Here is a 13,434-nt window from a genome sequence, read left to right as displayed (position 1 = left end):
GCCCTGCCGGAGCAGCCGGCCGGCTCGGGTGCGGCGGACCGAGCGGCCGGACTCCCCCTGGACATGGAGAAGTTGCTGGCCGCCCGGCTGCACGCGGTGAAGGTGCGCCCCTACCTCGCCGGTGCGCTCTTCGCCCTGCATGTGGTGGAGGACCGGTCGGTGCCGACGATGGCGGTGGACGCACACTGGCGCTGCTATGTCTCCCCCGCGTTCGTGGCGCGCATGCCGATGGAGGAACTGGCGGGTGTGTGGGTGCACGAGGTCTCCCATCTGCTCCGGGACCACCACGGCAGGAGCGAGCGGTACGCACGGCAGCACGAGGAGTTCGGACCGGGCGAGCGGAGCGGGACGGGGGTCCCCCCGGCCGAAGGCTGGGGGAGGCTCCGCCGGAACATCGCCGCGGACTTCGAGATCAACGACGACATCTACGGTGACGGTCTGCCGCGGCCCGCCGGAGCGGTGCTTCCGTCGCTGCTGCGGCTGCCGGGCGGGCTGTTGATGGAGGAGTACCTGCGGACGGCGTCGATGTCCGGTGCGGCCGCCGACCTGGCCTGGCTGGACTGCGGCAGCGGCGCCGACGGGCAGGACCGGCCGTGGGAACTGGGTCCCGACGGGGCGCACGCGCTGAGCAGGCACCAGCAGGACGCGGTCCGCTTCCGGGTCGCGGAGGGGATCAAGAGCCGGCCCGGCAAGGCGCCGAAGAGCTGGCGCCGATGGGCGGACGAGGCGTTCCAGCCGCCGCAGCCGTGGCGGCGGTTGCTGGGTGCGGCGGTGCGGTCGGCGGCGGGGGCGCCGGGTGCGGGCGAGAACCACAGCTACCGGCGTCCGTCCCGGCGCTCGGCGAGTGTGCCCGGAGTGGTGCTGCCGAGTCTGCGCCGTACGCCGCCCGCTGTCTGCGTCGTGATCGACACCTCCGGGTCGGTGAGCGACGCCGAACTGGGCAGCGCGTTGCTGGAGGTGGCGGCGATCTCGCGGGCGGTGGGCGGGCGGCGCGACCTGGTGTCGGTGATCTCCTGCGACGCGGCGGCCGGGGTCGCCGTGCCGCTCTGCCGCGCGGAGAACATCGAGCTGGTCGGCGGCGGGGGCACGGATCTGCGCTCCGGTCTCGCCCGGGCACTGCGCTCCCGGCCGCGCCCCGACGTGATCGTCGCCCTCACGGACGGCCAGACCCCCTGGCCCTCCGCGCCGCCGCCCTGCCGTACGGTCGTCGGTCTCTTCCCGCGCCCCGCCCGCACGGTGGACGAGGAGGACCCCGACTACGTACCGGACACCCCGCCGTCCTGGGCGCGTGTCGTCACGATCGGCTGAGCGGCCGGGCGGTCGCCGCCTCTGCCCCCACCGCCGCCCGTGCCTCTGTCTCTGTCCTGATCGCCGCCTCTGCCACTGCCTCTGCCGGGGAGGCGGCAGCGGTGAGGCGGCGGTCCGCCAGCTGCCGGGCCGCCCTCAGCGGGGTGACTCCGGTGGTGCGCGCGAGGCCGAGGAGGTGTCCGACGGTGTCACCGATGCCCTCCACCCGTTCCAGGGCGGCCTCGTGGCTGTAGCCCTCCGACTCCCGGCTGAGCGTGTACGCGACCCCTCCGGCGCCTGCCACGTAGTCCGGCACCCAGACGATGCCGCGTTCCGCGAGGGTGTCGGCGATCGACTCGTCGGCGAGCTGGTTGTTGGCCGGTCCGACGACCAGCGGCGCGGTGAGCCGGTCCACGCTCTCCGCGTCGAACACCCCGCCCACGGCGGCCGGGACGAGGATGTCGGCCGGAGCCGACAGAGCCCGGCCGGGCTCCACCCAGCCGTACCCGCTCGCCAGCGCGGCCTCCTTGCGGGAGTGGTCCACGTCCGACACCACGACGTGCGCCCCTTCCGCGGCCAGACCGGCCGCGACCCGGCTGCCGACCGACCCGAACCCGCTGACGACGACCACCTTGCCGGTGCAGGAGGCGTCGCCGAAGACGTGGCGGGCGCCGGCCCGCAGAGCGGCCAGGACACCGGTGGCGGTGGGCCCGCCGGAGTCCCCGGTGCCGCCGTGCTCCTCGGGCGCGCAGTACGCGTACGGCGAGAAGCGCCGCAGGACCACCATGTCCTCGGGGCCGGTGCCGATGTCAGGTCCTGTGCGGTAGGAGCCGTCGAAGGAGGCGATCAGCTCGCCCAGGTCCTCCAGCGCGGCTTCCCGCAGCTCCGGGGTGACGTCGGTGTCCCGGTCCAGGGCGATCACGCTCTTGCCGCCCCCGAAGTCCAGACCGGCCACCGCCGACTTGTACGTCATCGCCTCCGACAGGCGCAGCGCGTCGGTCAGTCCGTCCTGCCAGGTGTCGTAGCGGCGCATGCGGCAGCCACCGGCCGCCGGTCCCAGCGCGCGGGAATGGACGGCGACGATCAACGGCAGGCCGGAGCGGCGTCCGCGGCGGACAACGACCTCTTCGTGTGCGAATGCTCGACTCATGGCGCCGAAGCTAGGCTGATGCGCGGACCACCGGGAGTCGCACCGAATCAAATTCGGTGTTCGGGCAGGGGAGGAAGCCGTGGACGAACTTGATTCGGCGATCGTGCGCGAACTGCAGGCCGACGGTCGGCAGTCGAACCGCGCCCTCGCCGCGAAACTCGGCATCGCCCCCTCCACCTGTCTGGAACGCACGAGGCTCCTGCAGCGGCGCGGCATCATCCAGGGCTACCGGGCCGAGGTCTCCTTCAAGGCCCTCAACCGCTCGGTGCAGGCCATGGTGTTCACCCAGGTACGCCCCCTGCGCCGCGATGTCGTCACCGCGTTCGAGCAGTCGGTGACCCAACTGCCGGAGGTCGTCTCCGTGTACACGATGGCGGGGAGCGACGACTTCCTCGTCCATGTCACGGCCCAGGACATCGACCACCTGCACGCCTTTCTCCTGGACCAGTTCACCAACCGCCGCGAGATCATCGCCTTCCGCACCTCGATCATCTACCAGCATCTGACCAACCCGGTCCTCGGCCCGCTGCCGCCAGCCGAGTAGGAGCGCACCGGGAACGTGCGGGCCGCCCGACCGACCTCGCCGACCCATAGGACGCATAGGACGCATGCCATGACCACTTCGCACGACTTCCCCCTGGAGCCCACCCCGATCCACGTGCCCGACGCGGTACTCGACGATCTGCGCGTCCGTCTCGCGGCGACCCGTCCGCCACTGGACGAGGGGAACGACGACTGGTCGTACGGCGTCCCGGCCGGCTATCTCGGTGAGCTGGTCGACCACTGGCGGGACGGCTACGACTGGCGCAGGGCCGAGGCAGCCATCAACGTCCACGAGCACTACCGCGTGGACGTCTCCGGTGTCCCGGTGCACTTCATGCGCAAGGCGGGCCGCGGCCCCCGCCCGGTCCCGCTGATCCTCACCCATGGCTGGCCGTGGACGTTCTGGCACTGGTCGAAGGTGATCGGGCCGCTCGCCGACCCGGCCGCGTCCGGCGGTGACCCCGCCGACGCGTTCGACGTCATCGTGCCGTCCCTGCCCGGCTTCGGTTTCCCCGGCCCGCTCACCGGCTTTCCGGACGTCAACTTCTGGAAGGTCTCCGACCTCTGGCACACCCTGATGACCGAGACCCTGGGCTACGAGAAGTACGCCGCCGGGGGCTGTGACATCGGCGGGATCGTCAGCAGCCAGCTCGGCCACAAGTACGCCGACGAGCTGTACGGCATCCACATAGGCTCCGGGCTGCCGCTGGACTTCTTCACCGGCCCCCGCGCCTGGGACTTCGCCCGGAACCGGCCCCTCACCGACGACCAGCCCGCCGACGTCCGCGCCCGTGTCGTCGAGCTGGACCACCGCTCGGCGTCCCACCTCACCGTGCACATGCTCGACGGCGCCACCCTGGCCCACGGGCTGAGCGACTCGCCCGCCGGACTGCTCGCCTGGCTGCTGGAGCGGTGGAACTCCTGGAGCGACAACGGCGGTGACGTCGAGTCCGTCTTCTCCAAGGACGATCTGCTCACCCACGCCACGATCTACTGGGTGAACAACTCCATCGCCACGTCGATGCGTTACTACGCCAACGCCAACCGCCACCCGTGGTCACCGGCCCACGACCGCACCCCGGTCGTGCAGGCCCCGGTCGGCCTGACCTTCGTCACGTACGAGAACCCGCCCGGCGTCCACGCCGCCGAGGAACGCGTCCGGGCGTTCGAGACGGGCCCGCAGGCGGCCTGGTTCAACCACGTCAACGTCAACGCCCATGACCACGGCGGCCACTTCATCCCGTGGGAGAACCCCGACGCCTGGGTGAGCGATCTGCGCCGCACGTTCCGGGGCCGCAGGCCCTGAGCGCCCGGCGGCAACGGCTGCCGGAACGGCACCGCTCTGACCAGGGGCGGAGGCCCGCGGGACGACATACCCGGATCGCGGTGCGGGTATGTCCTCCCGCATGGCTGCCGTGTTGTTCGACTTCTCCGGGACCCTCTTCCGTATCGAATCCACCGAGACCTGGCTGCGCGCCGTACTGGCCGACGCCGAGATGTCCGTGCCGGAGCAGGAGTTGCTCCGGACGGCGAAGGAACTGGAGGCGGCGGGTGCGCTGCCCGGCGGAGCGCCGCACAGCGGTCCGGTGCCGCCCGAGCTGACCGCGCTGTGGGGCGTCCGCGACGAGAGCGCCGAGGCGCACCGGGCGGCGTACACGGGGGCCTGCCGCCAGGTGGCGCTGCCCGCCGAGGAGTTGTACGACGCGCTGTACGACCGGCACATGAACCCGGTGGCCTGGCGTCCGTACGCCGACGCGATCGACGTACTGCACACGCTTCGCGACCGCGGGGTCGCGATCGGGGTGGTCAGCAACATCGGCTGGGATCTGCGGCCCGTGTTCCGCGAGCACGGCCTCGACGCGTACGTGGGGGCCTACGTCCTGTCGTACGAGCACGGTGTCCAGAAGCCGGACGCCAGGCTCTTCGCGACCGCCTGCGACGCGCTCGGGGCCGATCCGCGCGACACCCTGATGGTCGGGGACGACCGGCTGGCGGACGGCGGAGCGGCGGCTCTGGGGTGCCGCGTGCACTTCGTCGACCATCTGCCGGTGACGGACCGGCCGAACGGTCTGCGACCGGTGCTGGACCTGGTCCCCGGCTGATCCGCACCCGATCCGCCGCCTGTCCCTCGGACCACGACTCCGCTTCGACAACCCGGAGCAGGCCGTTCCCTTACCGACCGCCCGGGACGATCCCCCGCGTCGCCCCGGACGGACGGCAGCCCGGAAGTGATCCCCGAGGGGACCGGCCCGGACGCGCTGAGTATAGTTGGCTGGCAGCCAGTCAACGCAGGAGTACATAGGATGTCCCCTCGCAGCGCATCGGTCAATGAAGAGTTGCGGCGACGTTCCCGCGAGAGGCTTCTGCAGGCGGCTCTGGAGCTCGTCGGCGAGCGCGGATACGACGCCACGACGCTGGGCGACATCGCCGACCGCGCGGGCTCCGCCCGGGGTCTCGTCTCGTACTACTTCCCCGGAAAGCGCCTGCTCGTCCAGTCCGCCGTGCACCGGCTGATGCACCGCACGCTGGACGAGGCGCTGGAGCGCGAGCCGCGCACCGAGGACGGGCAGGAGCGGATGGCGCGGGCCATCGACGCGATCCTGGGCCTCGCCCGGGACCATCCGGTGGTGATGCGCCAGCACATGGCGGGCATCCTGCAGGGCGAGGGCTTCAAGCAGTGTCCGGAGCAGCGCCGGCTGGCTGAGCTGCTGAGCGACACCATGTCCCGCTACGGCTCACCGGACACCGCCGCCGACTACCCGATGCTGCGGGCGCTGCTGATGGGCGCGGTGTACGCGGCCCTGGTGCCCGGGGTCCCGATGCCGGTGCCGGTGCTGCGGGCCGAGCTGTTCAGGCGGTACGGGCTGGACTGGGAGCGGGGTGCCCCGCCGGGCGCCGAAGCACCCGGCGGGACGTACCACGAGGACCTCTCACGGTTCTTCGCTCCCGGGAGCCGCGAGCCGGCGGAAGGCCGCGGTCACGGTGGCGTGGCGAACCAGGAGACGGACGCGGCCGGTCAGTCGAAGTAGTCCGGCTGCGTCTGGACGTTCAGCTCGCCCAGCCGGTTCTTCTTCGCCGGGTCCGTACGACGGTCGTTGATCTTCAGAACGTCGAAGCCCTTGGCGATGTCGTTCGAGTAGATGTAGCCGTTGTAGTAGTACGCGGACCAGGAGCCGCCGGTGACCATGGTCGTGGTGCTCAGCGGACCGCGTTCGAAGAAGGCGATCTCCTTGGGCTTCGAGGAGTTCGTGAAGTCCCAGACGGAGATACCGCCCTGGTACCAGGCCTGGACCATGATGTCCTTGCCCTTGACCGGGATCAGCGAGCCGTTGTGGGCGACGCAGTTCTCGGTGTCGGCCTGGTGGCGCGGGATCTTGAAGTAGCTCTTGAAGACGAGCTTGCGCTTGTCGCCCTTGCCGACGATGTCGTAGATGCCGTCCGCTCCGCGGTTCGGACCCACGGTCTCGTTGCAGGTGGCCGCACCGCCGCCGCCGAGCTCGTCCGTGAAGACGACCTTGTTCGCCTTCTGGTTGAAGCTCGCCGAGTGCCAGAACGCGAAGTTCACGTTGTCCTGGACCTGGTCGATGATCTTCGGGTTCTCCGGGTCCTTGATGGAGAACAGGATGCCGTCACCCATGCAGGCGCCCGCGGCGAGGTCCTTGGAGGGCAGCACGGTGATGTCGTGGCAGCCGGTGGTCTTGGAGACACCCGGGTTGGTCGGACCACCGGGGTTGCCGCCGCCGTCCGCGCCCTCACCGGGGAACAGGACGGGGAAGTTGACGACCGCCGCCTTCTCGGGAGCCTTGCGCGGCACCTTGATGATCGAGATGCCGTCGTGCGGCGGCTGGCAGTCGGGGAACGTGGCGCTCGGCGAGTACGAGGACACGTAGATGTAGACGTTCTTGCGCTCCGGCACCAGCGTGTGGGTGTGGGAGCCGCAGGCGGTCTCGACGGCGGCGACGTACTTCGGGTTCTTCTTGTCGCTGATGTCGAAGACCTTCATGCCCTCCCAGGAGGACTTCTCGGTCGCGGGCTGCGTGGTGCTGCTGCACGAGTTGTCGCTGCGCGAGGAGTCCGTGGACAGGAAGAGCAGGTCGCCGGAGACGGTGATGTCGTTCTGCGAACCCGGGCAGAGCACCTGGGAGACCGTCTTCGGGGCCTTCGGGTTGCTGATGTCGAAGATGCGGAAGCCGTCGTAGTTGCCGGCGAACGCGTACTTGCCCTGGAAGGCGAGGTCCGAGTTGGTGCCGGGCAACGCGTCCTTGGGGATGTTCGCGAGGTGCTGGATGTTGTCCGAGTGGACGATCTCGTCCTGCCCGGGTATCTCGCCGTTCGCGATCGCCGCTCGGGCCTCGGCCGCCTCGCTCTTGGAGACCTTCTCCGAAGTCACCGGAGCGTCCCCGGGGTCGGGGGTCGCGACCGCGGGTCCTGCCGTGAGCAGGGCGGCCAGCAGACCGGCCGCGGTGGCGGCAACTCCCAGACGTCTGCGCCGCGTTCGGTGATTGTTCAACAGGGTCACTGCGTCCTCCCTAGTGGCCGTTCGAAGTCGAACGGTTCAGGTACCACCGCAGTATCGTCTTCAGCATGCACAGATCAACAGGTGGCAACGCATTCGTAATGAATGTTTTTGATCATTGGCGTGCGGAAGCGTGCTAGGACGGTCATCGACACTCACAAGGTGTCCGCACTCGTCAGGTGTAGGTCGATTCATGTGCCACAGGAGGTCACTGTGCTCGCTCGCCGCATGTCCCGCCGTACGTTTCGCCGTCTGATCACGGCGTCCGTGACGGTTGCCGTCCTCGCGCTGGGCGGCTGCACGGGCTCCGACGACGACGCCAAGTCCGCGCCGGGCACGGGCCCCTCGGTGATCGCGCCCGGCAAACCGGGAGAGGCCGCCGAGACGCTCTCGGCCGAGGACGCCGCGAAGCAGCGCTCCGACGACGACACCCCCAACTCCGCGGACCTCGACTACGCCCGGATGATGATCGAGCATCACACCCAGGCCATCGAGATGACCGAACTGGCCCCGAAGCACGCCTCGTCGACGCCGGTGAAGCGCCTCGCCGAGCGGATCGCCGCCTCACAGGGGCCGGAGATCGAGACGATGAAGGCGTGGCTCAAGAACCACGGCGGCGACAAGAAGAGCGACAAGGGGTCCGGGGAACACCACCACGACGTGATGCCGGGCATGGCGACCGACGCACAGCTCAAGACACTGCGCGCGGCGAAGGGCAAGGCGTTCGACGAACTCTTCCTGAAGCTGATGATCACCCACCACAACGGGGCGATCACCATGGCCACGGACGTCCTCTCCCAGGGCAACAACATCCAGATAGGCGAAATGGCCGACGACGTGATCGCCCAACAGACGAGCGAGATCAGCAGGATGCGCGAGATGTGACGCATCCGCTTCGCGGGCCGCTACGGGAAACGCCCCCGCGGGGAACGCCCCGCAGGGGCGCCCCAAAGGGGCGCGGGGAACTGCGCGGCCGGCCACAACGAACCCGCACCCGACACACAACCGACAGCCCCGCCGCAGGCACAGACGTACCAGTTGGCGTCAACGCCGAACATGCCGCGGCGCCAAAAGCCCCGCATCGCGCGCCCCCGCGATCAACCGGAGCGACCGCCGCCGGCTGTACCCCGTCGCGGACATCACCGCGAGCACCGGATCCCGCCCCGCCCGCTGCGCCGCCAGATACTCCCCCGCGACCAGCCGCCGGCTCTCGACACCGCGCGGCAGCACAGGGCGCGCGTGCCGCGCGTCGGGGCTCCCGTCACCACCCACGGCGCCCGCCACCACCGACGCGCCCCCGCACGCCTCAAGAAGCGGCCCCTCGATCCAGTCGGCGAGCACGGCCAGGTCGTCGAGGGAGAGCGCGGGCCGGGCCCGTACGTCCTCGATGCAGACGCACCCCTCGCACACCGCCGCGAGCAGGTCGACACCGGCCCCGTCGGCGAAGCTCAGCCGGACGTCGCACCACGTCGTGGCGGTGTCGTTCTCCCGCACTTCCCAGGCGCGCCGTACGGACACCGCCCCGTCCGGCTCATCACGATCAGAAAGATTAAGAAAGGATGTTTCCAGCACATACGCAACGTAACCGCATGATCACATTCATTACGGCCAGGCACGCGCGCGTGGCCCTCGCGGCACACGGTCGGCGCAGCGCCTCGCCCCGACCTCGCCCCGACCTCGCCCCGACCTCGCCCCGGCCACATCCTCGCCGCATCCCGGCCCTTTCCCGCCCCTCCCCCGGCGCGCGGTGCGATGGGATGCTGGAAGCGCCAGCGAGCTTCTCGTTCTCCTCGGGGAAGGGGTCGTGCCGTGCTGCAGGTCGCCGTCGTCGGTTCAGGGCCGAGTGGGGTGTACGCCGCACAGGGTCTCGTCCAGCAGGAGCGGGTGCCCGGGATCCGGGTGGACGTGCTGGACCGGCTGCCGTGCCCGTACGGCCTGGTGCGCTATGGAGTGGCGCCCGACCACGAGAAGATCAAGTCGTTGCAGGGCACGCTGCGCACGGTCCTGGAGCACGAGCGGGTGCGGTTCCTCGGCGGAGTCCGGATCGGCCCGGAAGGACTGCCGGCCACCCGGCTCCGGGACCTCTACCACGCGGTCGTGTACTGCGTGGGCGCCGCCACCGACCGGCATCTCGGAGTGCCGGGCGAGGAACTGCCGGGCAGCTGGTCGGCGACCGACTTCGTGTCCTGGTACAGCGCGCACCCGGACGTCGTCTCCGACAGGTTCGGGGCCGACGGTTTCGTGGCGGGCGCGCGGGTGGCGGTCGTCGTCGGCGTGGGGAACGTGGCGGTGGACGTGACCCGGATCCTGGCCCGCTGCGCCGCGGAACTGAGCCCGACCGACATGCCCCAGGCCGCGCTCGACGCGCTGTCCGCCAGTCAGGTGCGGGAGATACAGATGGTGGGTCGGCGCGGCCCCTCTCAAGCCCGCTTCACCACCAAGGAGCTGCGGGAGCTGGGCGCTCTGCCGGACACCGAGGTCGTCGTGGATCCGGCGGAGTTGGCGCTGGACCCGGCGTACCTGGATCCGTCCGCCCTGCCCGCCGCGCAGCGACGCAACGTCGAGGTGCTGCGCGGGTGGGCCGAACGCCCGCCGACCGCCGGCTCACGGCGGATCCGGCTCCGCTTCTTCCTGCGCCCGGTCGAACTGCTCCCGGACGGCGGCGGGCGCGTGGGCGCGGTCCGCTTCGAACGGACCCTCCCGGACGGCCTCGGCGGCGTGACGGGCACGGGGCGGTACGAGGACATCGAGGCCCAGTTGGTCCTGCGCTCGGTCGGCTACCGCGGGGTTCCGTTGGAGGGCCTGCCGTTCGACGCGGACCGCGGCACGGTCCCGCATCTCGCGGGCCGCGTCCTGCGGGCGGGCTCGGTCGCGCCCGGCGAGTACGTGGCCGGCTGGATCAAGCGCGGCCCGACCGGCGTCATCGGCACCAACCGCCCCTGCGCGAAGGAGACGGTGACCTCGCTCCTGGAGGACGCTCCCGCGCTCGTGCACCGCAAGGTCCCGTCCGACCCGCTGGCCGCCCTGCGGTCCGCGGGACTGCACCCGGTGGACTGGTCGGGCTGGCAGTCCATCGAACGGGCGGAGGCGGCCCTGGGCGCGTCCCTGGGCAGGCACGTGGTCAAACTCCCCGACTGGCAGGCACTGATGGATGCGGCCCAGCCCCTTTAGGGGCGCGGGGAACGGCGCGAGCGGCCCCACCGGCCCGCGGGGCACGAAAGACCGTGATGAACAGCGGAATCAGCGCGGGCTGCCTCACGGCGATCGCACTGAACCTGCTCTTCAACCACCGCGCCGCGAAGGGCGGTTCGGAGGTTGATGATTCGGAGGTGGATGGTTCGGAGGCAGGCGGTTCACCGGTGGGCGATTCGGAGGCACCCGGGATTCCCGCGCGGGGCGGTTCAGCGGCTCCCGAGCCGGACGGCCTGGCGGGCCGCCGCGGCGAGGACGCTGTCGAGAAGTCCCGGGAAGAGACCGTCCAGGTCGTCCCGGCGCAGCCCGTTCATCTTGGCGGTGCCCCGGTAGATCTGCCGGATCACCCCGGCCTCGCGCAGCACCCGGAAGTGGTGCGTGGTCGTGGACTTGGTGACGGGCAGGTCGAAGTGCGAACAGGACAGCTCGTCGCCGTCGGCGGCGAGCTCCCGCACGACCTGCAGCCGCAGCGGGTCGGAGAGCGCGTGCAGCACGGCCTCCAGCCGGATCTCCGCGCGCTGGGGGTGCGGCAGGTCGCGGCTGCTGCCGGTCGGGGCGGCGATCGTCACGGCGGCTCCAGTACGTCGGGTCCGGAGGTCTCCCCGGAGCTCCCCATTGTACGAGAACTCTCGTAGTTTGACATCCACCGTAATACGATGCCTATCGTACGAGTCGGCAACCCCGCCCCGCCATGATTGGAGTCCCGCCGTGAGCGCGCTCTTCGAGCCCTACACCCTGCGCGAGCTGACCGTCCCGAACCGGGTCTGGATGCCGCCGATGTGCCAGTACTCGGCCGCGCCGGAGGGCCCCGAGGTGGGCGCGCCGAACGACTGGCACCTCCAGCACTACGGGGCGCGTGCCGCCGGCGGAGCGGGCCTGATCATCGTCGAGGCCACCGCGGTCAGCGCCGAGGGCCGGATCTCGCCGTACGACCTGGGCATCTGGAACGACACCCAGGTCGAGGCGTTCCGGCGGATCACGCGCTTCCTGGTGTCCCAGGGCACGGTCCCGGCGATCCAGCTCGCGCACGCCGGCCGCAAGGCCTCGACGGACCGCCCCTGGACGGGCGGCGCGCCGGTCGGACCCGAGGCGCACGGCTGGCAGGCGCTCGCGCCGAGCCCGCTCGCCTTCGACGAGAAGCACGCCGTGCCGACCGAGCTGACGGTGGACGGGATCCGCGAGGTCGTCGGCCAGTTCGCCGACGCCGCACGGCGGGCGCTGGAGGCGGGCTTCGAGATCGCCGAGGTCCACGGCGCGCACGGCTACCTGATCGGCGAGTTCCTCTCCCCGCACTCCAACAGGCGCACGGACGCGTACGGCGGCTCGTTCGAGAACCGGGTGCGCTTCGCCCTTGAGGTCGTGGACGCCGTGCGCGAGGTGTGGCCCGACGACAAGCCGTTGTTCTTCCGCATCTCGGCCACCGACTGGCTGGAGGAGAACGGCTGGACGGCCGACGACACGGTCCGCCTCGCCGCCGAGCTGACCGCCCATGGGGTCGACCTGGTCGACGTGTCCACGGGCGGCAACGCGGCCGGTGTACGCATCCCGGTCGGCCCCGGCTACCAGGTTCCCTTCGCCGCCCGCATCAAGAACGAGACCTCCATGGCCGTCGCCGCCGTCGGTCTCATCACCGAGGTCGAGCAGGCCGAGAAGATCCTCGCCAACGGCGAGGCGGACGCCGTGCTGCTCGGCCGGGAACTGCTGCGCAACCCTTCATGGGCCCGGCACGCCGCCCGCGAACTCGGGGACTCCGTGCACGTGCCGGACCAGTACCACCGCTCGGTCTGACCGAGCCGGCGTCCGGTCACCGACCGCCTGACTGGCGGCTCCCGGCGTCCGGTCACCGGCGCCTGACTGGCGAGTTCGACCCCGGCTCCCGGCTCCCGGCTCCCGGCTCCCGGCTCCCGGCTCCCGCAGGGGCTACCGCCGGCTGTCGAGCCAGTCCGCGAAGCGGGTCTCGGCGAGATGGGCCCCGGGGCCGGGCAGCAGCTCGCGCCCCCGGGGGTTCGCGCCGAAGTAGCCGACGGACTCGTCGGTGACGACCTCGCGCGGGTCCTTCTCGGCCGCCAGGCCCGTACGGACGAACGCGTCGAGGTGCAGCTCCTCGGGGCCCGCCACCTCGGTGGTGCCGTTCAGCGGAGCCGCCACCGCCACCCTCGCGACCGCCGCGACCACGTCGTCGGACGCGAGGGGCTGCAGGAGCGAGGAGGGCAGCCGGACCGTGTCGCCCTCGGTGGACCCGGCCGCGATGCCCTTCACGAACTCGAAGAACTGCGTGGCACGCACGATGGAGTACGGGATTCCGGACCCCTTGATCAGCTCCTCCTGGGCGACCTTGGCGCGCAGGTAGCCCGAGTCCGGCAGCGCGTCACTGCCCACGACCGACAGGGCGACATGGTGTCCCACGCCCGCCGCCGCCTCGGCCGTGACGAGGTTGCCCGTGGACGTGCGGAAGAACTCCAGTACCGCGCTGTCCTCGAAGGAGGGCGAGTTGGACACGTCGACGACGACCTGCGCGCCCTTCAGCGCCTCGTCGAGGCCCTCGCCGGTGATGCTGTTGACGCCGGTGTTCGGGGAGGCCGGGAGGACGTCGTGGCCGTCCGCCCGGAGCGTGTCCACCAGCTTCGACCCGATGAGCCCGGTACCGCCGATCACTACGATCTTCATGCTGCGACCTTTCCGGTTTCGTCCGTCGGAAGCGGACGTCTTCACCATGCTGACCGGGCCGGGTCCGGATCCGTGACAG

General features: G+C 71.0%; 13 protein-coding genes. 8 read left to right on the top strand and 5 right to left on the bottom strand.

All coding sequences use genetic code 11. From position 1 onward, the window contains the following. Positions 1-63 precede the first annotated feature (63 nt). A complete protein-coding gene (locus tag C6Y14_RS38970; protein ID WP_107021703.1) occupies positions 64-1,308 on the top strand; it encodes a vWA domain-containing protein in 1,245 nt (414 codons plus the stop codon). Here the strand turns inward: C6Y14_RS38970 and C6Y14_RS38965 are convergent. After that, on the bottom strand, positions 1,295-2,437 hold the full coding sequence (locus C6Y14_RS38965) for a Glu/Leu/Phe/Val dehydrogenase dimerization domain-containing protein (RefSeq protein ID WP_107021644.1): 1,143 nt from the start codon (positions 2,435-2,437) through the stop codon (positions 1,295-1,297). The genes C6Y14_RS38970 and C6Y14_RS38965 overlap by 14 nt on opposite strands. 79 nt (positions 2,438-2,516) lie before the next feature. Here C6Y14_RS38965 and C6Y14_RS38960 point away from each other — a divergent pair, with 79 nt between their 5' ends. The 4 genes from C6Y14_RS38960 (at position 2,517) to C6Y14_RS38945 (ending at position 6,009) form a co-directional block, all read left to right on the top strand. After that, positions 2,517-2,981 (top strand): Lrp/AsnC family transcriptional regulator, encoded by a 465-nt coding sequence (locus tag C6Y14_RS38960; protein WP_107021643.1) that lies wholly within the window; start codon positions 2,517-2,519, stop codon positions 2,979-2,981. 69 nt (positions 2,982-3,050) lie between these two features. Next, positions 3,051-4,286, top strand: a complete 1,236-nt coding sequence (locus C6Y14_RS38955; RefSeq protein ID WP_107021642.1) for an epoxide hydrolase family protein — start codon at positions 3,051-3,053, stop codon at positions 4,284-4,286. Positions 4,287-4,386: 100 nt separating this feature from the next. Then, on the top strand, positions 4,387-5,082 hold the full coding sequence (locus C6Y14_RS38950; protein WP_107021702.1) for an HAD family hydrolase: 696 nt from the start codon (positions 4,387-4,389) through the stop codon (positions 5,080-5,082). Positions 5,083-5,283: 201 nt separating this feature from the next. Next, positions 5,284-6,009 (top strand): TetR/AcrR family transcriptional regulator, encoded by a 726-nt coding sequence (locus C6Y14_RS38945; protein ID WP_107021641.1) that lies wholly within the window; start codon positions 5,284-5,286, stop codon positions 6,007-6,009. On the opposite strand, the gene C6Y14_RS38940 is transcribed toward C6Y14_RS38945, so the two are convergent. Then, the gene (locus tag C6Y14_RS38940) at positions 5,997-7,499 is read right to left on the bottom strand and encodes an LVIVD repeat-containing protein (protein ID WP_107021640.1); all 1,503 of its coding nucleotides are present in this window, start codon (positions 7,497-7,499) and stop codon (positions 5,997-5,999) included. The two genes, C6Y14_RS38945 and C6Y14_RS38940, sit on opposite strands and share 13 nt — an antisense overlap. A gap of 225 nt (positions 7,500-7,724) precedes the next feature. Between C6Y14_RS38940 and C6Y14_RS38935 the strand changes: the two genes are divergently transcribed. Next, positions 7,725-8,381 carry a DUF305 domain-containing protein gene (locus tag C6Y14_RS38935; protein ID WP_107021639.1) on the top strand — a complete coding sequence of 219 codons (657 nt, stop codon included), beginning with the start codon at positions 7,725-7,727 and terminating at the stop codon, positions 8,379-8,381. 159 nt (positions 8,382-8,540) lie between these two features. Here the strand turns inward: C6Y14_RS38935 and C6Y14_RS38930 are convergent, their stop codons facing one another. After that, positions 8,541-9,014 (bottom strand): DUF6214 family protein, encoded by a 474-nt coding sequence (locus tag C6Y14_RS38930; protein WP_107021638.1) that lies wholly within the window; start codon positions 9,012-9,014, stop codon positions 8,541-8,543. A gap of 291 nt (positions 9,015-9,305) precedes the next feature. Between C6Y14_RS38930 and C6Y14_RS38925 the strand changes: the two genes are divergently transcribed. Then, complete coding sequence (locus tag C6Y14_RS38925; RefSeq protein WP_107021637.1) at positions 9,306-10,667, top strand: FAD-dependent oxidoreductase; 1,362 nt, start codon at positions 9,306-9,308, stop codon at positions 10,665-10,667. 230 nt (positions 10,668-10,897) lie between these two features. On the opposite strand, the gene C6Y14_RS38920 is transcribed toward C6Y14_RS38925, so the two are convergent. Then, positions 10,898-11,257, bottom strand: coding sequence for an ArsR/SmtB family transcription factor (locus C6Y14_RS38920; RefSeq protein WP_404828898.1), 360 nt, complete (start codon positions 11,255-11,257; stop codon positions 10,898-10,900). A 139-nt stretch (positions 11,258-11,396) separates the two neighbouring features. On the opposite strand from C6Y14_RS38920, the gene C6Y14_RS38915 reads away from it, so the two are divergent. Beyond that, positions 11,397-12,476: an NADH:flavin oxidoreductase/NADH oxidase gene (locus C6Y14_RS38915; protein ID WP_107021636.1), complete on the top strand. Its 1,080-nt coding sequence runs from the start codon at positions 11,397-11,399 to the stop codon at positions 12,474-12,476. Positions 12,477-12,608: 132 nt separating this feature from the next. Here C6Y14_RS38915 and C6Y14_RS38910 read toward each other — a convergent pair whose 3' ends face one another. Further along, positions 12,609-13,355 (bottom strand): SDR family oxidoreductase, encoded by a 747-nt coding sequence (locus C6Y14_RS38910; protein WP_107021635.1) that lies wholly within the window; start codon positions 13,353-13,355, stop codon positions 12,609-12,611. Between the last annotated feature and the right edge of the window lie 79 nt (positions 13,356-13,434).

The organism is Streptomyces dioscori, from assembly GCF_003024195.1.
Classification (GTDB): Bacteria; Actinomycetota; Actinomycetes; order Streptomycetales; family Streptomycetaceae; genus Streptomyces; species Streptomyces dioscori.
This window is presented reverse-complemented; position numbering and strand designations above follow the sequence as displayed.